General features: G+C 73.5%; 21 protein-coding genes and 1 pseudogene. 10 read left to right on the forward strand and 12 right to left on the reverse strand.

Annotated elements, in window-relative coordinates; all coding sequences use genetic code 11:
- Window positions 1–72 precede the first annotated feature (72 nt).
- From ACFWI8_RS00330 to ACFWI8_RS00350, 5 genes are all read right to left on the reverse strand, one after another.
- Window positions 73–2,166 carry a dipeptide ABC transporter ATP-binding protein gene (locus tag ACFWI8_RS00330; RefSeq protein WP_387083888.1) on the reverse strand — a complete coding sequence of 698 codons (2,094 nt, stop codon included), beginning with the start codon at window positions 2,164–2,166 and terminating at the stop codon, window positions 73–75.
- The gene (locus tag ACFWI8_RS00335) at window positions 2,163–3,053 is read right to left on the reverse strand and encodes an ABC transporter permease (RefSeq protein ID WP_387083890.1); all 891 of its coding nucleotides are present in this window, start codon (window positions 3,051–3,053) and stop codon (window positions 2,163–2,165) included. Before ACFWI8_RS00335 ends, ACFWI8_RS00330 begins: the two co-directional genes overlap by 4 nt.
- On the reverse strand, window positions 3,050–4,003 hold the full coding sequence (locus tag ACFWI8_RS00340) for an ABC transporter permease (protein ID WP_387083892.1): 954 nt from the start codon (window positions 4,001–4,003) through the stop codon (window positions 3,050–3,052). The genes ACFWI8_RS00335 and ACFWI8_RS00340 overlap by 4 nt, the downstream gene beginning before the upstream one ends.
- Window positions 4,004–4,005: 2 nt before the next feature.
- A complete protein-coding gene (locus ACFWI8_RS00345; RefSeq protein ID WP_387083894.1) occupies window positions 4,006–5,562 on the reverse strand; it encodes an ABC transporter substrate-binding protein in 1,557 nt (518 codons plus the stop codon).
- 140 nt (window positions 5,563–5,702) lie between these two features.
- Complete coding sequence (locus tag ACFWI8_RS00350; protein ID WP_387083896.1) at window positions 5,703–6,341, reverse strand: TetR/AcrR family transcriptional regulator; 639 nt, start codon at window positions 6,339–6,341, stop codon at window positions 5,703–5,705.
- 99 nt (window positions 6,342–6,440) lie between these two features.
- Between ACFWI8_RS00350 and ACFWI8_RS00355 the strand changes: the two genes are divergently transcribed.
- From ACFWI8_RS00355 to ACFWI8_RS00365, 3 genes are all read left to right on the forward strand, one after another.
- The gene (locus ACFWI8_RS00355) at window positions 6,441–7,052 is read left to right on the forward strand and encodes a PadR family transcriptional regulator (protein WP_387083898.1); all 612 of its coding nucleotides are present in this window, start codon (window positions 6,441–6,443) and stop codon (window positions 7,050–7,052) included.
- Window positions 7,049–8,833: a sulfatase gene (locus tag ACFWI8_RS00360; protein ID WP_387083900.1), complete on the forward strand. Its 1,785-nt coding sequence runs from the start codon at window positions 7,049–7,051 to the stop codon at window positions 8,831–8,833. The genes ACFWI8_RS00355 and ACFWI8_RS00360 overlap by 4 nt, the downstream gene beginning before the upstream one ends.
- 107 nt (window positions 8,834–8,940) lie before the next feature.
- Window positions 8,941–9,972 carry a LacI family DNA-binding transcriptional regulator gene (locus ACFWI8_RS00365; protein ID WP_387083902.1) on the forward strand — a complete coding sequence of 344 codons (1,032 nt, stop codon included), beginning with the start codon at window positions 8,941–8,943 and terminating at the stop codon, window positions 9,970–9,972.
- On the opposite strand, the gene ACFWI8_RS00370 is transcribed toward ACFWI8_RS00365, so the two are convergent.
- Window positions 9,911–11,458: a family 43 glycosylhydrolase gene (locus ACFWI8_RS00370; RefSeq protein ID WP_387083903.1), complete on the reverse strand. Its 1,548-nt coding sequence runs from the start codon at window positions 11,456–11,458 to the stop codon at window positions 9,911–9,913. The genes ACFWI8_RS00365 and ACFWI8_RS00370 overlap by 62 nt on opposite strands.
- Window positions 11,459–11,575: 117 nt before the next feature.
- Here ACFWI8_RS00370 and ACFWI8_RS00375 point away from each other — a divergent pair, with 117 nt between their 5' ends.
- Genes ACFWI8_RS00375 through ACFWI8_RS00385 form a run of 3 tightly spaced genes read left to right on the forward strand, consistent with a single transcriptional unit; the run spans window position 11,576 to window position 14,753 of the window.
- Window positions 11,576–12,916 carry an ABC transporter substrate-binding protein gene (locus tag ACFWI8_RS00375; RefSeq protein ID WP_387083904.1) on the forward strand — a complete coding sequence of 447 codons (1,341 nt, stop codon included), beginning with the start codon at window positions 11,576–11,578 and terminating at the stop codon, window positions 12,914–12,916.
- Window positions 12,913–13,896 carry a carbohydrate ABC transporter permease gene (locus tag ACFWI8_RS00380; RefSeq protein WP_387083906.1) on the forward strand — a complete coding sequence of 328 codons (984 nt, stop codon included), beginning with the start codon at window positions 12,913–12,915 and terminating at the stop codon, window positions 13,894–13,896. The genes ACFWI8_RS00375 and ACFWI8_RS00380 overlap by 4 nt, the downstream gene beginning before the upstream one ends.
- A gap of 35 nt (window positions 13,897–13,931) precedes the next feature.
- A complete protein-coding gene (locus ACFWI8_RS00385; protein WP_387083908.1) occupies window positions 13,932–14,753 on the forward strand; it encodes a carbohydrate ABC transporter permease in 822 nt (273 codons plus the stop codon).
- 57 nt (window positions 14,754–14,810) lie between these two features.
- Here ACFWI8_RS00385 and ACFWI8_RS00390 read toward each other — a convergent pair whose 3' ends face one another.
- Entirely contained in the window at window positions 14,811–15,788 is a 978-nt protein-coding gene (locus tag ACFWI8_RS00390; protein ID WP_387084293.1) for a M56 family metallopeptidase, read from the reverse strand.
- Between the two features lie 10 nt (window positions 15,789–15,798).
- Window positions 15,799–16,179, reverse strand: a complete 381-nt coding sequence (locus tag ACFWI8_RS00395) for a BlaI/MecI/CopY family transcriptional regulator (protein WP_387083910.1) — start codon at window positions 16,177–16,179, stop codon at window positions 15,799–15,801.
- Window positions 16,180–16,464: 285 nt separating this feature from the next.
- Between ACFWI8_RS00395 and ACFWI8_RS00400 the strand changes: the two genes are divergently transcribed.
- Both ACFWI8_RS00400 and ACFWI8_RS00405 read left to right on the forward strand, forming a co-directional pair.
- Complete coding sequence (locus ACFWI8_RS00400; protein WP_387083912.1) at window positions 16,465–17,106, forward strand: GNAT family N-acetyltransferase; 642 nt, start codon at window positions 16,465–16,467, stop codon at window positions 17,104–17,106.
- The gene (locus tag ACFWI8_RS00405; RefSeq protein ID WP_387083914.1) at window positions 17,103–17,915 is read left to right on the forward strand and encodes a M15 family metallopeptidase; all 813 of its coding nucleotides are present in this window, start codon (window positions 17,103–17,105) and stop codon (window positions 17,913–17,915) included. Before ACFWI8_RS00400 ends, ACFWI8_RS00405 begins: the two co-directional genes overlap by 4 nt.
- A gap of 10 nt (window positions 17,916–17,925) precedes the next feature.
- Here the strand turns inward: ACFWI8_RS00405 and ACFWI8_RS00410 are convergent, their stop codons facing one another.
- Both ACFWI8_RS00410 and ACFWI8_RS00415 read right to left on the reverse strand, forming a co-directional pair.
- The gene (locus ACFWI8_RS00410) at window positions 17,926–19,230 is read right to left on the reverse strand and encodes an FAD-binding oxidoreductase (protein WP_387083916.1); all 1,305 of its coding nucleotides are present in this window, start codon (window positions 19,228–19,230) and stop codon (window positions 17,926–17,928) included.
- Between the two features lie 39 nt (window positions 19,231–19,269).
- Window positions 19,270–19,443 (reverse strand): hypothetical protein, encoded by a 174-nt coding sequence (locus tag ACFWI8_RS00415; protein WP_387083918.1) that lies wholly within the window; start codon window positions 19,441–19,443, stop codon window positions 19,270–19,272.
- Window positions 19,444–19,496: 53 nt separating this feature from the next.
- Here ACFWI8_RS00415 and ACFWI8_RS00420 point away from each other — a divergent pair, with 53 nt between their 5' ends.
- Entirely contained in the window at window positions 19,497–20,393 is an 897-nt protein-coding gene (locus tag ACFWI8_RS00420; protein WP_387083920.1) for a LysR family transcriptional regulator, read from the forward strand.
- Between the two features lie 48 nt (window positions 20,394–20,441).
- On the opposite strand, the gene ACFWI8_RS00425 is transcribed toward ACFWI8_RS00420, so the two are convergent.
- Entirely contained in the window at window positions 20,442–21,212 is a 771-nt protein-coding gene (locus ACFWI8_RS00425; protein WP_387083922.1) for a class I SAM-dependent methyltransferase, read from the reverse strand.
- 9 nt (window positions 21,213–21,221) lie between these two features.
- Window positions 21,222–22,657: pseudogene (locus ACFWI8_RS00430) on the reverse strand (MFS transporter).
- A 216-nt stretch (window positions 22,658–22,873) separates the two neighbouring features.
- Here ACFWI8_RS00430 and ACFWI8_RS00435 point away from each other — a divergent pair.
- A complete protein-coding gene (locus ACFWI8_RS00435) occupies window positions 22,874–23,278 on the forward strand; it encodes a hypothetical protein (protein ID WP_387083924.1) in 405 nt (134 codons plus the stop codon).
- Window positions 23,279–23,343: the final 65 nt, after the last annotated feature.

The raw sequence follows: 23,343 nt of genomic DNA on the forward strand, positions 1-23,343 counted from the left end.
GTGTGAGGCGTGAGACGTGGGGGCGGTTCAGCCCCGGGCCTGGTACTGACGGGCCCGCAGATGCTCGACGGCCTATCGCGGCTCCTCCCGCGGAGCGCTGAGGCGCAGCTCTCCGGGGAAGTGGCAGGCCGCGCCGTGCTCCGCGGGGCCGCCGATGGTGAGCACCGGGTCCCGCTCGGCGCAGACCGTGCGCTCGGGGTTGGCCAGCGGGCCGATCGGGCAGCGGGTGCGGAAGCGGCAGCCGGACGGCGGGTTCTTGGGGCTCGGCAGGTCGCCGCGGAGCACGATCCGCTCGCGGCCTGCGCCGACCTCGGGGGTCGGCACGGAGGACAGCAGCGAGACGGTGTACGGATGCCGCGGGTCGGCGTAGAGCTGTTCCGCGGGCCCGGTCTCCACGATGCGGCCCAGGTACATCACGGCGACGCGGTCGCTGATGTGCCGGACCACGGCCAGGTCGTGGGCGATGAACAGATAGCCCAGGCCCAGGCGGTCGCGCAGGTCGGCGAGGAGGTTCATGATCTGCGCCTGGATGGAGACGTCCAACGCCGAGACCGGTTCGTCGAGGACCAGGCACTCGGGCTCGACGGCCAGGGCCCGGGCGATGCCGACACGCTGCCGCTGGCCGCCGGAGAAGGCGTGCGGCAGCCGGTCGAGGTGGCGTTCGCCGAGTCCGACGAGGTCGAGGAGTTCCGCGGCCCGCTCCGCCCGGCGGGCGGCCGGCACGCCCCGCACCTCCAGGGCCTCGTCGAGCACCTGGCGCACGGTGCGCCGCGGGTTGAGAGAGGCGTAGGGGTCCTGGAAGACGTACTGCACGCCCCTTCTGGCCTCGGCGGCCGCGCGGCGCGGCAGGGTGGCCACGTCCAGGCCGCGGATCCGAACGCTGCCGGCCGCCGGCCGGTTGATGCCGACCAGGGTGCGGGCGAGGGTGGACTTGCCGCAGCCGGACTCGCCGACCAGGCCGAGGGTCTCGCCGGCGGCGACCCGCAGGCTGACGCCGTCGACGATGTACAGCGAGCCGCCGCGGCCGAAGGCGCGCCGGCTGCCGAGGTCCACCCGCAGGTCTTCGACCTCCAGGATGGTGTCGCCGATGGCGGGTCGTTCGGGCGCTGCGGCCTCGGCGGCCGCGTCGGCGCGGGCCTCGGCGGCGGCCACCGGCCGGCCTTCGGCGGTGGCCCAGCAGGCGGCCCGGTGGTCGGGTTCGGCCGGGAGGGCGTCGAGCACCGGGGTCTCGGCGCGGCAGCGGTCGTGGGCGAGCACGCAGCGGGGGTTGAAGGCGCAGCCGGTGGGGAGGTTGGCCGGGTCCGGGGGCTGTCCCGGGATGGCGGGCAGCCGGCCGCCGGTCGGCGCGTCGAGCCGGGGCATCGCGCGCAGCAGGGCCCGGGTGTAGGGGTGGGCGGGCGCGGTGAACACGGCCTCGGCGGTGCCGGTCTCGACGATCCGGCCGCCGTACATGACGGCGACCTCGTCGCACAGCTCGGCCACCACGCCCATGTCGTGGGTGATCATCAGCACCGCGACGCCGGTGCGCTCGCGGAGTTCGGCGAGCAGCCGCAGGATCTGGGCCTGGATCGTGACGTCGAGGGCGGTGGTGGGCTCGTCGGCGATCAGCAGGTCGGGGTCGCGGGCGAGGGCCATGGCGATGACGACGCGCTGCCGCATGCCGCCGGAGAACTGGTGGGGGTACTCGCCGGCGCGCCGCTCGGGATCGGGGATGCCGACCATGTCGAGGAGTTCCACGGCCCGCCGCCCGGCCCTGGCGCGGCGCTCGCCGTGCACGATCAGGGCCTCTGCGACCTGCTGCCCGACGGTGAGGACGGGGTTGAGGGATGCCTGCGGGTCCTGGAAGACCATGGCGATGCGGGCGCCGCGGATGGCGCGCATCTCGCGTTCCGGCAGGGTGAGCAGGTCGGTGCCGGCGAAGCGGACGCTGCCGCCCGAGGTGCGGCCCGGCTCGGGCACCATGCGCATCAGGGCCCTGGCGGTGACGGACTTTCCGGAGCCCGACTCGCCGACCAGACCGGTGATCCGGCCGCGCCTGACGCGCAGCGACACGCCGTCGACGGCGGTGACGGGCCCCTCGGCCGTGTCGAAGGTGATCCGCAGTTCACCGGCGGCCAGCAGGATGTCGGTCTCGACCGGGGTCTCGGTCGTCAGTGGTTCGGTCATTTCCGGGTCACCGCCTCGTTGAGCGCGTCGGAGAGCAGGCTGAAGGCGAGCGCCAGCAGCAGGAGGACGAGGGTCGGGCCCAGCACGTAGACGGGCGCGTAGGACAGGAAGCGGACCCCGGTGTTGAGCAGGGTGCCGAGGGAGGGCTGCGGGGGCTGGATGCCGAGGCCGACGATGGAGAGGCCGGTCTCCAGGAAGATGGCGATCACCATGGCGATCGCGGTGTGCACGATGATCGGGTCGATGGCGTTGGGGAGGATGTGCCGGAGCAGCACCCGCCACCTGGGGACGCCGAGGACGCGGGCGGCCAGCACGTATTCGCGCTGTTCCTGGGCGAGCAGCGCGGCCCTGGCGAGCCGTCCGTAGCCGGGGAGCAGCACGATCACGATGGTGATGAGCAGCGCGGTGGATCCGGGTTCGAGGATGAGCGCGATGACGATGCCGAGGACGAGTCCCGGGAAGCCGAGGATGATGTCGAAGACGCGCTGGAGGAACATGCCGAGGGCGCGGGAGAGGCCGCCGGCGATGCCCAGCAGGGTGCCGAGGACCATGGCGAGCGGGACGCCGACGAACAGCAGCACCAGGTCGGAGCGGAGGCCGTAGAGGGTGCGGACGAAGATGTCGCGGCCGAGTTCGTCGGTGCCGAAGGGGTGGGCCAGCGAGGGGTCGGCGAAGGTGTTGCCGGTCTGCTGGTCGTAGCCGTCGCTGAAGGCGGGCACCAGCAGGGCGGTCAGCACCAGCCCCAGGACGAGGGCGGCGCCGACGACGCCGCGGGGGCGGCGGAACGCGAGCAGGTAGCGGCGCCAGCCCTCGTACCGGCGGGCGGTGGCGGCCTTCGGCGCTTCGGCCGGCGCGGGGGGCGCGGCGGGGTCACCGGTGAGGCTCATCGGGCACCCTCCAGTCTGATGCGGGGGTCGAGCAGCGACAGGCCGACCTCGGTGAGCAGTTGCAGCAGGACGGCGATGCCGACGGCGAGCAGGATCAGCGCCTCGATCACGAGGTAGTCGCGCTGTCCGGAGCTGGTGACGGCGAGGCTGCCGAGGCCGTTGCGGGCGAAGATCGCCTCGATGACGATGGCGCCGCCGAGCAGGTCGCCGAGCCGCATGCCGAGCGAGACCAGGGCGCTGGCCAGCGAGTTGCGCAGCACGTGGCGGACGGTGACGCGGCGGGCCGAGGCGCCCTTGGCGACGGCGGTCTGCACGTACTCCTCGGCGCGGGCCTGGCGCATGGCGCTCTGGATGAGCCGGGCGATGGAGGCGGCCTGGGGCAGGGCGAGCGCGAAGGCGGGCAGCAGCAGGTACTGGACGCCGATCTCGGGGTCGTCGAGCAGTGACACCTCGCCGCTGACGGGCAGGACCTGCCAGGCCACGCCGAGGAGCAGGGCGAGCAGTAGGCCGGTGAGGAAGGCGGGGGTGGCGAGCAGGGTGGTGCAGGTGAGGTCGAGGATCGACCTGGCCCAGGGGCGGCGGCTCGAGCCGGCGGCGACGCCGAGCACCAGGCCGATGGTGATCATGAACAGGGCGGCGAGCAGCGCGAGTTGCACGGTGGAGCCGAACCGGTCGCCGATCAGGTCCGTGACCTCCCGGCCGGTGATGTAGGAGGTGCCGAAGTCGCCGTGGAGCACGCCGCCGAACCAGCTCAGGTACTGGCTGACCAGCGGCTCGTCGAAGCCGAGGTCGGCGCGGATGGCGGCGACCTCCTCGGCTCCGGCGTCGGGGCCCGCGATGGCGGCGGCGGGGTCGCCGGGGGCCAGGCGCGGCAGCAGGAACGCGAGGACGGAGGTGGCGAGGAGGACCAGCAGGGCTGAGGGGATCCGGCGGATCAGGAATCTGGTCATGATCACACCACGTATGTGTCGTCGAAGATGAAGGAGCCGAGGAAGGTCTGCCGCACGTCCCGCACCCGCTTGGAGCGGACGATGGTGGACTGCGCGGTGGCGATGCTGATGTTGAAGGCCTGGTCGAGCATGTAGCCGCCGAGCGCCTGGACGGCCGACACCCGCTCGTCGGGGGTGGCGGTGGCGGCGCGGGTGACGAGGTCGGCGTACTCGGCCGTGGTGAAGTGCGAGGGGTTCTGCTCGGCGGCGAACGCGGGGTGGGTCGCGAAGGTGGCCGCGGACAGGTCCGCGATGCCGTAGCCGTTGATGAACAGCTGGCCCAGGTTCCCCTCGACCTGGCGGCTGTTGTACTCGACGGGGTCGAGGACCTGGGTCCTGACCCGGAGTCCGGCCTCCTCCAGGTTGTAGCGGACGATCTGGGCGGTGCTCTGCACGGCCTGGATGGGGGTGGTGACGATGGCCACCTCGGTGCCGGTGGCGCCGGCCTCCCGGATCAGGTCCCGGGCGCGGTCCGGCCGGTAGTCGTAGGTGTCCGACTGCTCCTGGCTCCAGCCGGCCTCCTTCTCGCTCCACCAGAGGCTGGTGGGCCTGCCGTAGCCGGCGAAGACCTGGTCGGCGATGCGGTCGCGGTCGATGGCGTGGGCGACGGCCCGGCGCACCCGGATGTCGTCGAAGGGCGCGCTGGTGACGTCCATGCCGATCGCGTAGTCGACGGTGACGCCGGCGTTGATCTCGTAGCGCCCGTCGGTGGAGGCGCCGCGGGCGTCGAGCGGGGAGGCGCCGTAGGCGATGTCGGCCCGGCCGCTGCGGATGGCGGTGATCAGCGCGGTCGGGTCGGTGATGGTGGGCTGCTCGACGCGGTCCAGGTAGGGCCGTTCCGGGACCCGGTAGTCGTCGTTGCGGACCAGGGTGAGTCCGGAGCCGGGGTTCCAGGTGCCCCAGCGAAAGGGTCCGGTGCCGATCATGGCGCTGCCGTCGGCTATGCCGTCGGCGCTCTCCTCGTCGACGACGCTGGCGAGTTCGAAGGCGTCGAAGAGGTTGCTCGCGGGGCGGCTGAGCCGGATGCGCAGCGCGTGGTCGCCGTCGGCCGTCATGTCGGTGATCAGCGAGGTGGCGGCGCGCGCCTGGGACCTGGCGACCGGGTCGGCCGACCTGGTCAGCGAGAACATGATGTCCCGGGCGGTCATCGGGCGGCCGGTGTGGAACCGGACGTCGTCACGGAGGTCGATGGCCACGGTGCGGCCACCGTCGCGGATCTCCCAGTCGGTGGCGAGCAGCGGCTGCGGGGTGCCCGAGGAGTCGTAGGCGGTCAGGGTCTCGAAGACCAGGCGGCGCCAGATGACCGAGTTGGCGTTGTGCGCCTGGACGCTGTCGGGTTGGGCGTCGACGTTGATCGCGACGGTGAGCGTGCCGCCCCTGCGGGCTCCGCCGCCGCCCGTGGCGCCCCGGGCCTCGTCCACCGCGAGGCGACAACCGCTCACGGCGGCCAGGCCGAGGCCGGCGAGGCCGAGAAGTGTGCTGCGCCGGGTGACGCCCCCGGCTGTTCGATCGACTCTCATGGGCTTCCTGTCTCTCCATCCGCCGTCGTTGGCGGCACCACCCAGCGTCGGTGGGCAGCGTGGGAGCACTGTAGACCCAGAAACCAATCATGTGAATGGTTTGTTGCGAGTTCTTTGCCGGGGTCGAATCACCGGACGAACTAGGACAGTCCTCGCAGGTAGTCGTCCAGGAAGCGCTCGAAGGCGCCGGCCAGGTCCACCGCGTCGGGGACGAGCAGCCACTGGGTCTGGAGGCCGTCCATCACGGCCATGATCACCGTGGACGCCTGCGTCACGTCCACGTCGGCGCGGATCACGCCCTCCACGTCGCGGGCGTGTCGCAGATAGCCGGCCACCCGCTCCCGCAGCACCAGGAACCGCTCCGCGAAGTACGGCTGCGCCGGGTGCTCCCCGCCCACCGACTCGCCCCGCAGCACGGTGTAGAGCCGCACCAGGCCGGCCTGGCTCGCGTTGAGCTCCATCAGGTCGACCAGCCGGCGCAGCGCGACCATGCCGTTCTCCTCGGCGAGGGCCCGGTTGAACGCGGACTGCTCGGCGTCGCGCAGCCGCAGCACCTCCGTGAGCAGGTCGTCCTTGTTGCGGAAGTGGTGCAGCAGCCCGGCCTGGCTGAGGCCGACCGCCTCGGCGATCTCCCGCATGGACGTGCTCCGGTAGCCCTGCTCGGCGAAGGTTCGCAGGGCGGTGCGCACGATCTCCTCGCGGCGGGCCTTCCCCTTGGCGTAGCCGCGGCGACGGGGTGTGGCGCGGTCGTCCGGGTGTGCTGACTGTTCGACAGGCATGCGAAGAACGGTAACCGGCCCGCGCACGGCCCTTGACGTGGCGGAACGGAGCGACCTATGTTCGGCCGCACATATGTGCAAGCGCACACAGGGGGCCCGATGAAGCTCGAACACGTCCTGCTCCGGCTGCTGGCGACCCGCCCTCACAGCGGCTACGACCTGCGCAACTGGCTCGCCGCCGACGGCCAGTTCGTGACCTCGCGGGTGCACCACAGCCAGATCTACCGGGCCCTGGCCCGGATGCGGGCGGACGGCTGGGTCGAGGACCGCGTCGACCCGCGGGAGCGGCGCCCCGACGCCCGGGTGTACCGGCTGACGGAGCGGGGCCGCCAGGCGCTGCGCGACTGGATCGACTCGCCCTACGAGCCCACCAGCCGCTTCCACGACTCCGACTTCGTCAACCGCTTCCTGATCACCGTGGCGCTCGACCGCGCGGCGGCCATCCGCCTGGTGACCACCGAGCTCGACCACCGCACCGAGCAGATCGCCAGGAACCGCCACCGGGACCGCACCATCCACTTCGAGGACCCGCTGCCCGGCCTCGACACCCGCCGCCACCAGGCCGCCGCCGACCTCGTCCACCAGTACGGGGCCGGCGCCGTCGACTGGTGGGTCGCCTGGCTGCGCGACGTGCTGCGGCGGCTGGAGAGCGACGACCTCGACCCGGGATCCCCCGCCGCCACCTCCGACTCCCCGCAGGAGCGCCCGTGAAAGCCATCATGGTGATGTTCGACAGCCTCAACCGGCACCTGCTGCCGCCGTACGGGGCCGACTGGACGCACGCCCCCAACTTCGCCCGGCTCGCCGAGCGCTCCGTCACCTTCGACAACGCCTACGCCGGCTCGCTGCCCTGCATGCCGGCCCGCCGCGAACTGCACACCGGCCGGCACAACTTCCTGCACCGCTCGTGGGGGCCGCTGGAGCCGTTCGACGACTCGATGCCGGAGCTGCTGAGGCAGGCCGGCGTCCACACCCACCTCGCCAGCGACCACCCGCACTACTGGGAGGACGGCGGCGCCACCTACCACGGCCGCTACTCCACCTGGGAGTTCTTCCGCGGCCAGGAGGGCGACCCGTGGAAGGGCCAGGTCGCCGACCCGCCGATGCCCAGGGACCTCAAGGAGGTCCGCCGCCCCGGCTACCGGCAGGACTGGGTCAACCGGCAGCATCTGCCGACCGAGGAGGTCCACCCGCAGACCCTCACCTTCGACGCCGGGGTGGAGTTCGTCCGCACCAACGCCGCCGCCGACCGGTGGTTCGTCCAGATCGAGACCTTCGACCCGCACGAGCCCTTCTTCTCGCACCAGCGGTACAAGGACCTCTACCCGCACGACTACGCCGGACCGCACTTCGACTGGCCCGACTACAAGAAGGTGGCCGAGACCGGCGCGGAGACCGACCACGCCCGCTACGAGTACGCCGCGCTGCTGTCGATGTGCGACCACTCGCTCGGCCGGGTCCTGGACCTGATGGACGAGCTCGCGCTCTGGGACGACACCCTGCTGATCGTCAACACCGACCACGGCCTGCTGCTCGGCGAGCACGGCTGGTGGGGCAAGGGCGTGCTGCCCTGGTTCGACGAGCTGGTCCACCTGCCGCTGTTCGTCTGGGACCCGCGGCTCGGCGCCGCGGGCGAGCGCCGCTCCTCGCTGGTGCAGACGATCGACCTGGCGCCCACCCTGCTGGAGTTCTTCGACGTGCCACGCCCACCGGACATGCGGGGCCGGCCGCTGCGCGACACCCTCGCCGACGACACCCCGGTCCGCGAGGCCGGCCTCTTCGGCAGCTTCGGCGGTCACGTCAACGTGACCGACGGCCGCCACGTCTACCTGCGGGCCTGCGTCGACGACAGCAACGCGCCGCTCAACGAGTACACCCTGATGCCCACCCACATGAAGGCCAGGTTCTCCCCCGCCGAACTGGCCGACATCCGGCTCGTCGAGCCCTTCGGCTTCACCAAGGGCGTCCGGCTGATCAGCGTGCCGGGCCACTCGATGATCAACACCGCCGCGTTCGGCTCCCTGCTCTTCGACCTCGCCACCGACCCGGAGCAGAGCACCCCCCTCGTGGACGACGAGGCGGAGCTGCGGATGGCCGGGCTGCTCGTCCGGCTGCTGCGCGAAGCGGAGGCGCCGGCCGACCAGTTCGAGCGCCTCGGCCTGCCGGCCGAGGGCCCGGTCGGCCCCGAGCACCTGCTGGTGCGGGCCCAGCGCGAGCGCGGCGCGGAGACGCTGCGCGCCCTGCCGCCCGTCGAGGAGTTCCCCGACGGGCGGTTCTCGGTCCGCACACCGGTGGCCGAGCTGACCGCCGACCCGGCGGCGGCCGAGATCCTGCGCCGACACCTCCCGGGCGTCACGGACACGGAGAACCTCCAGTTCATGGCCACCATCTCGCTGATCGGGCTGGCCGCCCTGCCCGTCGCCCGGGTCTCCGTCGACGGGCTCCGCGCCATCGCCGCCGAACTCGCCGAGCTGAGCGCGGCCCGCCCCTGAGACGGGCCAGCCCGGCCGGCCCGCGTCGAGCGGCGCCGCCCCGCGCGGGGACGAGCGACTAGGATGCCGTGATCGCCGGCCGCCGGGCCGGCCGGAGGTGGAGCGGTGTGACCGAGCGGGGTTCGGCGCGTCCCCCGAGCATGGTGGACGTGGCCAGGGAAGCGGGCGTGGCACACGTCACCGTCAGCCGCGTGCTCAACAACCATCCGTCGGTGCGCCCAGGGACCAGGGACCGGGTGGTCGCGGCCATAGAGCGCCTCGGCTACCGCAGGAACGACGTGGCGCGATCGCTGAAGAGCGGGCGGTCGATGACCATCGGCGTGGTCATCGCGGGCTCCGAGCTCTTCGAGCTCCCGCGCATCCTGCTGGGCGTCGAGGAGGCGGCCCAGCGCGCCGGCTACTGGGTCAACATGAGCAGCTGGCAGGGCGGCGACGTCGACCGGCTCGCCGAGACCGTGGACCGGCTGGCCAGCCAGGCCGCCGAGGGCGTCGCGGTCATCGCCGACCGCCCCGTGGGGGCGGAGGCCCTGGAGGGGCTCGTCACCCGGGTGCCGATGACAGTGGTGATGTCCGGAGACCTGGCCAACCCCGCCATCGGCTCCGTCGAGCTGGACCAGGAGCTCGGCGCCCGGCTCGCCACGCGCCACCTGCTGGAGCTCGGCCACCGGGAGATCCTGCACCTGACCGGCCGGCTGACCACCTTCGACGCCCGCGCCCGGGTGGACGGCTGGCAGGCCGAGATGCTCGCGGCCGGCGTGCCGTCCCCCGAACTGCTCGAGGGCGACTTCTCGGCCGCCAGCGGCTACCGTCTCGGGCTCGACGTGGCCCGCCGCACGCGGCGGCCGACGGCCGTGTTCGCCGGGAACGACCAGATGGCGATGGGGGTGCTCGCGGCGTTCGCGGAGCAGGGGGTCGCGGTCCCCGGCGACGTGTCGCTCGTCGGCTTCGACGACATCAAGGGCTCCGAGTACCTGGTGCCCTCGCTGACCACGGTCCGCCAGGACTTCGTGGCCCTGGGCCGCACCTGCATCGAGGTCCTGCTCGGCGTGATGGGCGGGGAGCAGCCCCGCCACCACCTCATCGCCCCGTCCCTGGTCGCCCGGCGCAGCTCGGCGGCGCCGGCTCGCCGGCCGGCCTAGGCGCCCCGGCCCAGGAGCCGGTGTAGGTCACGTCCTCGACCGTGACCCACGGCGTGGTGGCCGGCCCCTGGTGGGCCACGCCGAGGAGCACGCCGACGAAGCCGCCCGCGTCCTCGGTGCTGAGCAGCCGCGCGTCGACCGTGGCGTGGGCCTCGAAGTCGCCCCCGACCACCGCGCCGAAGGCGTAGCTCCGGCCGTCGGAGCGGATCTCGAGACGCTGCCGGTCGGCGCCGGGGCGCTCGGCGAGCACCGTGCGGGCCCCGCCGTCCCACAGGACGGTCTCGACCACGACGTCGTCGGCGGAGCGCACCACCGACTGGCTGACGAAGCGGTCCTGGTTCTGGAACGCCACCAGCGCGGCGTGCTTCTCGGGCGAGGCGGGGGCCGGGACCGTCGCCGCGAACGCGAATCGGTGCCGGTCCTGGCGGCGGCCGAGGAACGCGGGGCGCCCCCGGGAGGCGAGCCCGTCGGGCGCGGGCGCCAGCGAGAGATCCCGCCCGCGCCACCGGTGCGGGACGGGGCCCCGCAGCCCGACCCAGTCGGCGGGGGCGTCGTCCGCCCCGGCCGCGTGGTCGTCCGGGCCGGTGAGCGCGCCGACGCCGGGCGCGAAGACGGGCCCCTCCGGCTCCCAGGAGACCGGCACCAGGAACACCTCGCGGCCGAGGTTGTGCGCGCCGTCCACCGGGCGGACGCCGAGCACCAGCGCCCAGGTGTCGCCGGTCGGGGTGTCGACGAGGTCGGCGTGGCCCACGTTCTGCACCGAGGCCCCCGCCCCGAGGTGACGGTGGGTCAGCAGCGGGCTGCGCGGGTCGGTCGTGTAGGGGCCGGTGGGCGCGCTCGCCGTGGCCGCCGTGACGGCGTGGTTGCGCTCGGTCCCGCCCTCGGCCGCCAGCAGGTGGTAGACGTCGCCCCGCCGGTACAGGTGCGGCGCCTCGACCCAGGTGCCGGTGACCGCGCCGCGCCAGATCACCCGGGTCGGACCGAAGAGGCTGAGCGACTGGTGGTCGAACTCGCGCAGGTAGATCTCGGCGGGTCCGGTGGCGTCGGCCGCGAGCGCGTCCCGGGTGGCGGTGAACCAGGCGCGGCCGTCGACGTCGAAGAACAGCGACGGGTCGATGCCCTCGGCGTCCAGGCGGACCGGCGGTGACCACGGGCCCGCGGGATCGGCGGCGGTGGTGACGAAGGTGGCGCGGCCCCGGCGGTCCTCGGCGACCGTGTAGACCACGTAGAAGAGCCCGTCGTGGTGCCGGATGGTGGGCGCCCACACCCCGTCGGAGACGTCGAGCCCGTCGAGGTCGACGTGGTCCGGGTCGGCGAGCACGTGCCCCACCCGTTCCCACCGCACCAGGTCCCGGCTGCGGTGCACGGGGAGCCCGGGGAAGTACGTGAACGACGAGGTCACCAGGTAGTGGTCCTCGCCGACCCGGCAGACGGACGGGTCCGGATGGCAGCCCGCGACGACGGGACGTATCTCGGCAGCGGGCACATCGGCTCCTTGGGTTCGGGGCAGGCCACTTGACGAATGACAACGTTGCCATGAGCATAGGGCAACCTCAAGCAGGGACAAGCGGGACGCTTTCCCTGTGCGTCAAAGGAGATGTGCATGACCACGCCACCCCGAACTCGCAGCGGCGGGGGCCGCCTTCGCCTCGCCCGCGCGCTGACGGCCCTGGCCGTCGCCGGCGTCACCACCGTCCTCGCGGGGTGCGGCGCCGAGTCGGACGAGGCGGATGGGCCCGTCACGCTGGAGTTCTGGACCTACAGCCTCAAGGCCGCCGATCCCGCCGCGCAGGCGATCATCGAGCGGTACGAGGAGGAGCACCCCGGCGTCACCATCGAGCTCTCCGAGGTCGGGGGCACGGCGGAGACCTCGTCCAAGCTGCTCGCCGCCGACCGCGCCGACGACGTGCCCGACCTGGTGCAGGTCGAGTACCGCGCGCTGCCCTCGCTCGTCGTCTCCGGCGCGGTCCGGGACATCACCGACGACGTCGCCGACGTGCGGGAGAACGTCGACGAGAACATCTGGGCCCTGAACAGCGTCGACGACCGGGTCTACGGGGTGCCGCAGGACATCGGGCCCATGATGCTCACCTACCGGGCCGACCTCTTCGAGCAGTACGGCGTCGAGGTGCCGACGACGTGGGAGGAGTACGCGGCGGCGGCCGAGACCATCCACGCCCAGGACCCGGACGTCTACATCGCCAGCTTCTCGGCCAGCCAGTTCGAGTTCTTCGCCGCGCAGGCCGCCCAGGCCGGATCCCGCTGGTGGAACGCCGACGACGAGGGGTGGACGGTCGGCATAGCCGACGAGGCCTCGCTCCGGACCGCGGACTTCTGGCAGGACCTCGTCGAACGCGACCTGGTCTCCGTCGAGCCGCTGCTGACCCCCGAGTGGAACGCCAAGGTCAACGACGGCCGGATCCTCAGCTGGGCGGCGGCCGCCTGGGCGCCGAGCGTCCTGTACTCCGTGGCGCCCGACACGGCCGGGCAGTGGGCGGCCGCACCGCTGCCGCAGTGGACGCCGGGCGACCCGGCCGTGCCGTTCCAGGGCGGGTCCACCTACCTGGTCCCGGAGAAGTCGGAACACGCGGAGGAGGCCGCGGAGTTCGCCGCCTGGCTCGGCGCCTCGGACGAGGGCTCGGAGCTGCTCCTCGACCTGGACCTCTACCCCGGCGGCAACGGCGGACGCGAGGCCACGCTCTCCAGCGACCCGCCGCGGCTCATGCCCGAGCAGACGGACTTCTACGCGATGGCCGACCAGGTCATCCAGGACACGACGATCCCGATGACCTGGGGTCCCAACGTCAACGTGGCGCAGAGCGCGTTCAGCGACGCGCTCAACCAGGCCGCGCTGGACGGCACCTCCTTCCGTGACGTCTACACCGCCACGCAGGAGGCCGTCATCGAGGACCTGGAAGACTCCGGCTACCCGGTGCGGCGATGACCACCGAGCAGACGACCACCCTCACGCCGGGCGCCCAGGTCGTGGGCGCCCGGCGGGCCCCCGCGCCGCCCCACCGGGCCCGCCGGGCCAGGCGGCGCCTCGTCCCCTGGCTGTTCGTCGCCCCGGCCATGGGGTTCTTCGTCGCGTTCCTGCTGGTGCCGATCGGCTACGCGCTCTACCTGAGCTTCCGCGGCCTGCGGGTCGAGGGCTCCGGGGCGTACGGCCGCCGGGTCGAGGGGTTCATCGGTCTCGACAACTACTCCGCGGTGCTCGGCGACCCGGAGTTCGTGGCGGGCCTCGGGCGGCTCCTCGGCTACGGCCTCATCGCCGTGCCGAGCGTGCTCGGCCTCGCGCTGCTCTTCGCCCTGCTCCTCGACACGCCCCGGGTCCGCTTCGCGGGCTTCGCCAGGACCGCGATCTTCCTGCCCTACGCGGTCCCCGGGGTGATCGCGAGCCTGCTGTGGGGCTTCCTCTACCTGCCGAGCACCAGCCCCGTGAACTACCTGGCCAGGGAGTTCGGTGCCGGGCCGCTCGACATGCTCTCCTACCCGGTCCTCTACTTCGCCCTGGCCAACATCGCGCTCTGGTCGGGCGTCGGGTTCAACATGATCATCATCTACACGTCGCTGCGGTCGATCCCGTCGGAGGTCTACGAGGCCGCGCGGATCGACGGCGCCTCGGAGTGGACCATCGCCCTGCGCATCAAGGTGCCGCTCGTGGCCCCGGCGCTCGTCCTGACCGGTCTGTTCTCGGTCATCGGCACCATCCAGCTGTACAGCGAGCCGGCGACGCTGCGGCCGATCACGACCACCATCTCCTCGACCTGGGTGCCGCTCATGAAGATCTACCAGGAGGCGTTCATGAACGACAACCTGGGCGGGGCCGCGGCGGCCTCGGTCGTGCTGGCCGTCGGCACGCTGCTCGTCTCGCTCGTCATCCTCCGCTTCTTCCAGCGGCGCACCTTCGGGGGTGACGCGTGAGCGGCGTCGCCACGCGGCCGCGGACGCGGCCCCGGATGGCCCCGGCCGCGACCCTGGTGCTCCTGGCCGGCGCCGTCTACTGCCTGGTGCCGGTGGTGTGGGTGCTCGTCGCCTCCTCCAAGTCGCCGCGGGAGCTCTTCACCAGCTTCAGCTTCGCCCCCGGCACCGGCCTCTGGGACAACATCTCCTCGCTCAGCACGTACGGCGACGGGCAGTTCTGGCGCTGGGGCCTCAACAGCCTGGTCTACGCCGGCGGCGGCGCCCTGGCGTCGACGCTGGTCTCGGCGATGGCCGGCTACGGCCTGGCCAAGTTCGCCTTCCGCGGTCGCGAGCTGCTGTTCGGCTTCATCCTCGCCGGCGTCCTGGTGCCGGGGATCGTGCTGGCCATCCCGCAGTACCTGCTGCTCGCGGAACTCGGCCTCGCCGGCACCTACTGGTCCGTGCTGCTGCCCACCGTCATCAACCCGTTCGGCATCTTCCTCTGCCGGGTCTTCGCCCAGGCGGCGGTCCCGACCGAGACGCTGGAGGCCGCCCGCGTGGACGGCAGCGGGGAGCTGCGGATCTTCGCCACCATCGTGCTGCCGATGATGGCCCAGGGCCTGGTCACCGTGTTCCTGCTGCAGTTCGTCGGGATCTGGAACAACTTCCTGCTCCCGTTCATCATGCTCTCGGACCAGGACAAGTACCCGATGACCCTCGGCCTGTACTCGTTCCTCGCCAAGGGCGCGGGGGACACCGACCTGTACCCGCTCATCATCGTCGGCTCGGCCATCTCCATCCTCCCCCTCATCGCCCTGCTCCTGGCGCTCCAGCGCTTCTGGCGCGCGGACCTGCTGGCCGGCGGGCTCAAGGGCTGACCCGCTCCGGCCGGCCGCTCCCCCGCCGGGCGCTCCGGCCGGCGCTCCGCCGGCCGGTCACTCGCGGTGCGGCTTCTCGGCGTGCGCCGTGCCGGCGATCGAGACGGCGGGGGCCAGCGAGACGGCCGCGGGTATCGCCAGCAGCACGGTGCCGATGCCGAGGGCGATGGTGGGCAGGACCCGGGCGCGGCCGCCGGCGAGCGGGCGGTCGATCAGGCGGCGGACGCGTTCTGCCAGGTCGGGTCCTGTCATCGGCAGCGTGCCGGCGCGCTGGCCGGGGACGACGTCGGTGACGGTGCCCAGGTCGAGGAGTGCGCTGGCCAGGTTGGTGCGGCCGTGGCGGCGGGCCGCCCGGTCGTCGGCGGCCATCTCACTGAGGCGCCGCACCTGGGGCGCGTAGTCCCGCAGCAGGCCGGTCCAGCCGACGGCGGCGGTCACCGTGTCGGCCACCAGGATGGCGTGGTGGTGGCGCAGCCGCAGATGGGCCAGCTCGTGCTCGACGGTGGCCGCCAGTTGGCGCGGGGTGAGCAGGCGCAGGGCTCCGGTGGTGAGGACGACGCGGGACCGGCCGCCGGAGCCCGGGACGCAGAAGGCGGCCGGGGTCGGGTGGTCCAGCACCCGGAGACCGCTGACCCGGCTGGGCACGGGCTCGGCCAACGCGTCGACGACCAGGCGGTGTTCGGCCCGCTGCCGGCGTGCCCTGACGAACCGGTAGGCCCCCGTGACGGAGAGGGTGCCCGCCCCGGCGAGCAGGAGCAGCAGGGCGGCGTCGGCGATGCCGGTGAGGGGGACGGAACCGGCGTAGGCGGCGTGCACCTTCTTCTCGTGGGCGTGGAAGAGCCAGGCGACCAGGTGTTCCCACAGGTCGTGGGCGGCCAGCAGCAGCACGGCGGTCAGCGAGGTGAAGAACCCCAGGACGCCGGCGTGCCACAGCCGCAGGGCGGTCTCGGGGAAGCGGGCGACCCAGGCGGCGCCGGCCAGGAGGCGGGTGGCGGGGTAGCCGAGGGCGAGGGCGTGGAGGAGGAGCGCGAGCATGACGGGCACGTCAGTCTCCTTCGCGGGTGTCGGGGTCCTTCTCGACCCGCGTGAGGGCGGCGCGCAGGGCGGCGGCCTCGGTGGGGTCGAGGCGGCCGGCGAAGCGGACCAGGGCGCCGGTGCGGTCGGCGGTGGTGTCCAGGGCCTGTTCCAGCAGGGCGGCGGTGTAGTCGTCGGCGGAGCGGGCGGCGGTGTACCGGTAGGCGCGGCCGGCCTTCTCCCTGGTCAGCCAGCCCTTGGCGCGCAGCCGGTCCACGATGGTCATGACCGTGGTGTAGGCCAGCGGGCGGCGTTCGTTGAGGGAGTCGGCGACGTTCTGCACGGTCACGGGCTCGGCGCTGTGCCACACCACGTTCATGACTTCGGCTTCAAGATCTCCCAGCGGCCGCATCGTCGTTCACCCTCGTTCTCTCGCGCTGCCCGGCGGCGGCCGTGGAGCCGCCGGGGCCCAGTCTGCCCGGCGGCCGGAGCTCCGCCGCGACCGGAGGCCGGAAAGCCCTCCTCCACGAATTCCTACAGACTGTAGTAGCTTGCGGGTGTGGATGCCGACCCCCGCGTCTCCGCGCGGTCCGACCATGCCCCGGCCCAGGGCAAGACGCCCGTGGGACCCCTGAGCCCGGCGGTGATCCCGGCGATGCGGCCCCCGGGCGAACGGCCGCCGCGTCTCCTGCGCCCCATGACCCCGGCCGACCTGCCGTTCGTGGTGGCGGAACACCTCGACCACTTCCCGCACGGCTTCTTCGCCCGGCTCGGCGCCGGCTTCCTGACCTCCTACACCCGGACCTATCTCACCGGCCGGCACGCCCGCGCCTATGTGGTCGAGGCCGCGGGCCATCCGGTGGGCTTCCTGGTCGGCGTCCTCGACCCGCCGGCCCACCGGCGCCACGTGCTGCGCTCGCACGGCCCACGGCTCGCCGCGCGCGCCGTGGCGAGCCTGGCCGTCCGCCCTCGCCTGGCCTGGCACTTCCTGCGCACCCGCCTCGGGCGGTACCTGCGCCGGCTGGTCCCCCGCCGGGGGACGGCGGGGCCCGCGCCGAGCCCGGGCGTCACGGCCGTGCTCTCCCACGTGGTGGTCGCCCGCCAGGCGCGGTCGCTGGGCGTCGGGGCGGCCCTGATCGGACGGTTCGTCGCCGACGCCACCGAGGCCGGCTGCGCCCGCGCCAGCCTGGTCACCGCCGCCGGCCCCGAAGGCGCCGGGCCCTACTACGAACGACACGGCTGGCTCGCCCGCGGCGAGACCCGCACCCCGGAGGGCCGACTGCTCGCCACCTACGACCTCCCCCTGAGCCCTCGCCGCCCGGAGGGACCGGACCGGTGACCGTCCGTCGACCGCTGACGGCCCTGCTGACCGCCCTGCTCCTGGCCACCACGGCCTGCTCCGGCTCCCAGGACTCCTCCACCGGCCCCACCGTCGAGCCCACCGAACCTCAACCGACCACCCCCGAACCCACGACGCCCGAACCCACGACACCCGAACCCACGACACCCGAACCGACCACCCCCGACCCCACCACCCCTGAACCACCGGGCGCCGATCCCGTCGTCCGGGAGGTGCCCGTCGAACAGTGGGAGGAGATGGTCGCGTCCGGCATGTGGCGCGAGGGCTGCCCGGCCACCCGCGAGGACCTGCGGCGGGTCGAGATCAACCACGTCGACTTCGACGGCGGGATCGCCCGCGGGGTCCTCGTGGTCAACGCCGACGTCGCCGACAGCGTCGTCCGCGTCTTCACCCGCCTGTTCGAGGAGGGCTTCCCGATCCGCCGGATGCGGCCCGTCGAGGAGTACGACGGCGACAACGACGCCAGCATGGCCGACGACAACACGGCCGCCTACAACTGCCGCCGCCCCGACCAGATCAACGCTCCCGAGGACGAGTCCCCGCACGCCAACGGCCGCGCCATCGACGTCAACCCGCTGGAGAACCCGTGGATGGACCTGCGCTGCGACTGCTGGTCCCCCAGCGCCGAGTTCGCCGCGCGCACCGAGGGCCGGGGCAAGGTCCTCGAAGGCGGCCTGGTCTGGCAGACGTTCGTCGACGAGGGCTGGATCTGGCAGAACATCGACGTGCCCGACTACATGCACTTCGACACCGGCTACCCCTCGGAGCCGTTCACCCCGAGGCGGTGAGGCCGTCCCCTCAGGGGAGCACGGGGAAGTTGCCGCGGAAGGTGTTCCCCGGGTCATGCCGGCGCTTGGCGTCGCGCAGGCGGTCCAACGCCTCGGGCGCGAAGGCGTCGGCCGCGGTCTCCTCGGGGTTGAGGAAGGTGAGCGGCTTGCGGCCGGTCACCGGGAGGGCGTCGACCAGGGCGCGTTGCCTGGCGGTGACGGCCCGGGCGGTGTCGGGGTCGGTCGGGATGCCGAACAGGTAGAGCGCGTAGGGCTGGGTCAGCGGGCCGTGCGGGCTGTCCGAGGGCCGGGCGAACGCGCCGCCCAGGTGCCGCAGCTGGACGCTGAGCAGGGGCGCGATGGGCTCGGCCAGCAGGCTCTTGCCGGCGGTGTCGTCCAGTTCGGTGAGGAGCTCGCCGCGCGACCGGCCGGGGCCAGGCTCTGTGGGTTCCGCGGTGATGGTGCCCAGCTCGGCCACCGACATGACGCGTCTGGAGTCGGACAGGGGCGCGGGCAGCGCGTCGAGCGGGGCCAGCAGGTGGCGGGCCCGGTCCTGGTCGCCGAGGTGGGTGACGTCCACGGCGACCATCGGCTCGGCGCCGGGGAAGTGCAGCAGGTCGAACCAGACGGTCAGTTCGTCCGGAGCGGTGGCGGTGACGCGCCGGTAGGCGTCCAGCACGGCCGGGGCGTGTTCGGCGGTCCACAGCATCCGGCCGCCGAACAGCCGCGGCGCGGGGCGCAGGGCGAGTTCGAGGGCGGTGACGACGGCGTACTCGCCGCCCCCGCCGCGCAGCGCCCAGCACAGCTCGGGGTCGGTCGCGGCGGTGACGTGCCGCCGGTGGCCTTCCGCGTCGACGATGTCGAGGGCGGCGACGCTGTCGGCGACCCAGCCGTGGGCGCGGCCGAACCAGCTCAGCCCGCCGCCCAGCGCGACGCCCGCGACGCTGACGACCGGGGAGCTGCCGGGCAGACCGGTCAGGCCGTGTTCGGCGGCCGCCGCCTGGAGCCGCCCCGACGACACGCCCGCGCCGACGCGGGCGCGGCGGGCGACCGGGTCGATCTCCACGGAGTCGAGCCGCCGGGTGCGCAGCAGGATCGTGCCGTCCGTGCGGCCGGTGGCACCGTGCCCGTTCGGCTGGGTGGCGACGCCGAGGCCGGCGGAGCGCGCGAACCGGACCAGGCCCGCGACGTCGTCGGCGTCGGCGGCCTCGACCACGGCCGCCACGGGCTGCTCCACGGCCAGGTTCCAGGGCCGGCGAGCCGCGTCGAAGCCGGGGTCGCCGGGCAGCAGCACCTGGCCGCGCACGGTGGCGCGCAGTTCGTCGATGGGGTTCATGAGGAGCCTTCCTCCGGTGATGGTCTTGTGGTTGGTCCGTCAGGCGAAGATCGCGGTGGGGTCGCCGGTGTACCGGGCGTTGTCGACGCGCGTGCGGCGTGCGACCCAGCGCTCGCCGTCGCGGATCAGCTCGACGTCGTAGCGGTTCTTCAGCAGGGCGAACGAGGGGGTGTCGAGCGCCTCCACTCTCGAACGCGGCGGGGAGCCGATCAACGCGCTCCTGTGCAAGGATCGTCAACGGTGACTTAACGATCGGAGGGGTGACCATGCTGGAGCGACACGAGCTCGAAGCGTTCCTCACCCTCGCCGAGGAGCTGCACTTCGGCCGCACCGCCGAGCGGCTGCGGGTGTCGACCGCCCGGATCAGCCAGACCATCGCCAGGCTGGAGCGGCGCGTCGGCGTCCCCCTGTTCAACCGCACCAGCCGCCGGGTGGAGCTCACCGTGGTGGGGCGGCAGCTGTACGAGCGGACGCGGCCCGCCTGGGACGAGATCGCCGCCGCGGTGGAACAGGCCGTCGCCACCGGCCGCGGCGTCACCGGCACGCTGCGGGCCGCCTTCGTCGGGGCCGCGGGCGGCCAACTGCTGGTCGGGGCGGCCGAGCTCTTCGGGCGACGCCACCCCGACTGCGACGTGCGACTCCGCGAGGCGCAGATGACCGATCTCATGCCCTGGCTGCGCGACCGGGAGATCGACGTCGCGCTCGGCACCCTCCCCGTCGAGGAGCCCGGCATCGCCACGGGACCGCCCCTGGTGTCTGAGGCGCGCCTGCTCGCGGTGCCGGCACAGCACCCCTTCGCCCGCCGCGAGTCGGTCTCCCTGGAGGACCTGGCCCGGGTCCGGCTGCTCCAGCTCCCGGACACGCTGCCCGAATCCCTGCGCGCCGACCGCACCCCGCGCACCACCCCCTCCGGCCGGCCGATCGAACCCGGGCCCTCGGCGGCCACGTTCAACGAGATGCTCACCCTCATCGGCGCCGGCCAGGGCGTCTTCCCCGTCGGCGCCCAGGCCAGGCGGTACTACGTCCGCCCGGACGTCGCCTATGTCCGGTTCACCGACGCGCCACCGCTGCGCTGGGGCCTGCTGTGGCGGACCGACAGCGCCACCGCCCGCGTCCGTGCCTTCGCCCAGGCCGCCCGGGACCTGGTCGGCGGCCGGAGCTGAGCGCCGTCGTCGGCCGAGGCCGGGGCGCCGCGGTAGTGCGCCGAATCGTCAGCGACGACCGTCGTCCGGTCGCTCGGCGATGATCAGGAACCGGTGCGCGCGCACGTCGAGGCGGCCCTCCGCGCACATCCGCCGGTGGAGGCGGCGCAGCGCCGAGTCGTAGCGCTCGGGGCTGAAGTCGGGAACCTGCCAGGCGACCAGGCGCAGGTGGTGGACCAGGGCGCCGACGTCGTGGAACGTGAGCACCGGGTGCTCCTCCGCCGTCCGGATCGGCTCCATGCCCGCCGCGGACAGCGCCTCGCGCGCCGTGCGCAGGTCCCAACTGCCGGGCGGGCGCGCCGGCGGGGCACCGAGAGCGTGGTTCAGCTCGGCGCAGTCCTCGCTGCCCACCTGCTGGGTCAGCAGGACGCCCCCGGGGCGCAACACCCGCCGGACCTCGGGCGCGGCCAGCCGTCCGTGCCGGTTCAGCACGACGTCGATCGACCCGTCCGGCAGCGGCAGCGTCTCCCGGTCGGTGGTCGGCACGACGGTGACTCCCAGCGGTTCCAGTCGGGCGCGGGCGACGGCGACGTTCGGCGGCCAGCCCTCGGTCGCCCACGTGTGCCGGGGCAGGGGCCGGAGCGAGGCCAGCAGTTCACCACCGCCGGTGTCGACGTCCAGCAGGCGCTCCGCGGTGGCGAGGAGCGCGCGGGCCTCCTCCGGATAGGACCAGGACGGGTCCGAGCCCCGCACGCGGCCGGCCGACCAGCCGAAGTCCCACCCCTCGACCGGCGCCGCCAGCGCGGCGGCGACCAACTCCTCGTAGTCCGCGGCGACCATGCCTGGAGGCTAGGGACGGCCGCCGACCCGGGCAACCGGTATTCGCCGCTCGGCGGCCGGCAGGCCGAATGCGGAGACCACCGCCCCCAGCAGCACCATGACGACCGGGACGACGAGCGCGGTGCGGTAGGCGTCCAACACCGCGCCCGGTGAACCGTCGGAGCCGGCCGCGGCGATCCCGTACACCGCGGTCACCGCGGAGATCCCGACCGCCGAGCCGAACTGGGTGAACGTGTACAGCAGCCCACCGGCCAGGCCCTGCTCCTCCTCGGCCACGCTGTCGGTCGCCGCGATGGTGAGCGGACCGTAGGCGAGGGCGAAGGCGACGCCCGCGGTGATCAGGCTCGGGAACATCGCGGGTACGGCCAGTCCGCCTCGACCGGCAGGAACAGCCCGTAGGACGCGATCGCCAGCAGGAAACCGCCGAAGATCACCCGGCCGTTGCCGTAGCGGCGTACCAGGCGCGGGGTGAGAAGGGGCGCCAGCACGGCGTCGCAGCCCATGACGATCAGCGCGATCGCGGTCTCCAGGGAGGACCAGCCGCGCAGCTCCTGGAGGTAGAGCGTGACGATGAACTGGAAGCCGAAGAACGCGCCGAGGAACAGCAGCGCGCCGACGTCGGCCCGCACCATCGCGGCCTTGCGGAAGATCCCCAGCCGGACGAGCGGCGCCGCCGCGCGCCGTTCGACGGCGATGAACGCCGCCACCAGCACCAGCCCGGCGGCGAACGCGCCGAGGGTCAGCCCGAACCCCTCGCCGCCGCGCTCCAGCCGGACGACCCCGTACGCCAGCAGGAGCATCGCGGCCGCGGCGCTGGCCGCGCCGGCCAGGTCGTAGCCGCGCCGCGCCGGCTCGGGGCGGGCCTCGGCCGGCACCAGACCGAGCGCCGCGAGCAGGATGGCGCCGGCCAGGAACACCGGGGCGAAGAACACCCAGCGCCAGCCGAGTTCGGTCAGCAGCCCGCCGATGACGAGGCCCAGCGAGAAGCCGCCGGCGCCGACCCCGGCGAAGATCAGCAGGGCCCTGTCGCGCCGCGGCCCCTCCGGGTAGGAGGTGGTGATGATCGACATGGCGGCGGGGGTCATGAAGGCCGCCGCCACGCCGGTGACGAACCGGGCCACGACCAGCGTCCAGCCGTCGGTCGCGAAGCCGCCCAGCGCGGAGAAGACCAGGAAGACGCCCAGCCAGGTCAGGAACATCCGCCGCCTGCCCAGCAGATCGGCGGCCCGGCCGCCGAGCAGGGTGAAACCGGCGTAGCCGAGCACGTAGCCGCTCATCACCCACGCCGCGGTGCCGGTCGTCAGGCCGAGGTCGGCACGGATGGTGGGGATGGCGACGGCCAGCATGGCGACGTCGCTGCCCTCCAGGAAGATCGTTCCGCACAGGACGAGCAGCAGGGCCCGGGCTCGTCCGCGCTCGCGTCCCGGCGCCTCCACGACCGTCATGGCCGCGACCGTACCGAGCGGCGATCAGCCTGGGCCACGCGTTTTCGCTCCGCGCCCTGAGCCTCGCGACATCGTCCCCGTCGTCGCCGGCGCGGCGTTCGGTGGCCAGGCGGCGGCGTCCGGGGGCCTCGATGGGGTGAACCGCTCGCCCGGCTGCCGGGGGCCACGGCACCGCCGCGGCCATCCTGGGGGCCGGCACCGCACAAGGGAGTTCCCATGGCCATCGCCGCACTGATCACCTGGCTGGTCACCGCCCTCGGCGGCATCTTCATGTTCGGCACCTGGCTCGCGCGCGGAGGCACCAGGAGCGGTCACAGCCGGCTGCCGGTCCCCGTGATCTTCGGCCACGTCGTGTTGGCCGTGACCGGCCTCGTCCTCTGGATCATCTACCTGATCGTCGACACGCGGGCGCTCGCCTGGATCGCCTTCGTGCTGCTGCTGGTCGTCGCGCTGCTCGGCTTCACGATGCTGGCCCGCTGGCTGCCCGTCCACCGGGAGGACTCCGCGGCCCACGACGAGCTCGCCGAACGACACTTCCCGGTCCCGGTGGTCCGCGTCCACGGCCTGTTCGCCGTGGCCACCGTCGTGCTGGTGTTCCTCACCGCCATCGGCATCGGCTGAGGCCGCGCACCCCTCGTCCCGCTCCGCCCACCGCGCGGAAACGGTCCACGCACATCCCTTGACGG

Source organism: Streptomyces sp. NPDC127098 (assembly GCF_042722465.1).
Taxonomy (GTDB): domain Bacteria; phylum Actinomycetota; class Actinomycetes; order Streptomycetales; family Streptomycetaceae; genus Streptomyces; species Streptomyces millisiae.

Bases quoted from the DNA above. Each gene is read 5' to 3' on its own strand.
- ACFWI8_RS00330 (WP_387083888.1), bottom strand. From the start codon at position 2,166: ATGACCGAACCACTGACGACCGAGACCCCGGTCGAGACCGACATCCTG.
- ACFWI8_RS00335 (WP_387083890.1), bottom strand. From the start codon at position 3,053: ATGAGCCTCACCGGTGACCCCGCCGCGCCCCCCGCGCCGGCCGAAGCG.
- ACFWI8_RS00340 (WP_387083892.1), bottom strand. From the start codon at position 4,003: ATGACCAGATTCCTGATCCGCCGGATCCCCTCAGCCCTGCTGGTCCTC.
- ACFWI8_RS00345 (WP_387083894.1), bottom strand. From the start codon at position 5,562: ATGAGAGTCGATCGAACAGCCGGGGGCGTCACCCGGCGCAGCACACTT.
- ACFWI8_RS00350 (WP_387083896.1), bottom strand. From the start codon at position 6,341: ATGCCTGTCGAACAGTCAGCACACCCGGACGACCGCGCCACACCCCGT.
- ACFWI8_RS00355 (WP_387083898.1), top strand. From the start codon at position 6,441: ATGAAGCTCGAACACGTCCTGCTCCGGCTGCTGGCGACCCGCCCTCAC.
- ACFWI8_RS00375 (WP_387083904.1), top strand. From the start codon at position 11,576: ATGACCACGCCACCCCGAACTCGCAGCGGCGGGGGCCGCCTTCGCCTC.
- ACFWI8_RS00380 (WP_387083906.1), top strand. From the start codon at position 12,913: ATGACCACCGAGCAGACGACCACCCTCACGCCGGGCGCCCAGGTCGTG.
- ACFWI8_RS00385 (WP_387083908.1), top strand. From the start codon at position 13,932: ATGGCCCCGGCCGCGACCCTGGTGCTCCTGGCCGGCGCCGTCTACTGC.
- ACFWI8_RS00390 (WP_387084293.1), bottom strand. From the start codon at position 15,788: ATGCTCGCGCTCCTCCTCCACGCCCTCGCCCTCGGCTACCCCGCCACC.
- ACFWI8_RS00395 (WP_387083910.1), bottom strand. From the start codon at position 16,179: ATGCGGCCGCTGGGAGATCTTGAAGCCGAAGTCATGAACGTGGTGTGG.
- ACFWI8_RS00400 (WP_387083912.1), top strand. From the start codon at position 16,465: ATGACCCCGGCCGACCTGCCGTTCGTGGTGGCGGAACACCTCGACCAC.
- ACFWI8_RS00410 (WP_387083916.1), bottom strand. From the start codon at position 19,230: ATGAACCCCATCGACGAACTGCGCGCCACCGTGCGCGGCCAGGTGCTG.
- ACFWI8_RS00420 (WP_387083920.1), top strand. From the start codon at position 19,497: ATGCTGGAGCGACACGAGCTCGAAGCGTTCCTCACCCTCGCCGAGGAG.
- ACFWI8_RS00425 (WP_387083922.1), bottom strand. From the start codon at position 21,212: ATGGTCGCCGCGGACTACGAGGAGTTGGTCGCCGCCGCGCTGGCGGCG.
- ACFWI8_RS00435 (WP_387083924.1), top strand. From the start codon at position 22,874: ATGGCCATCGCCGCACTGATCACCTGGCTGGTCACCGCCCTCGGCGGC.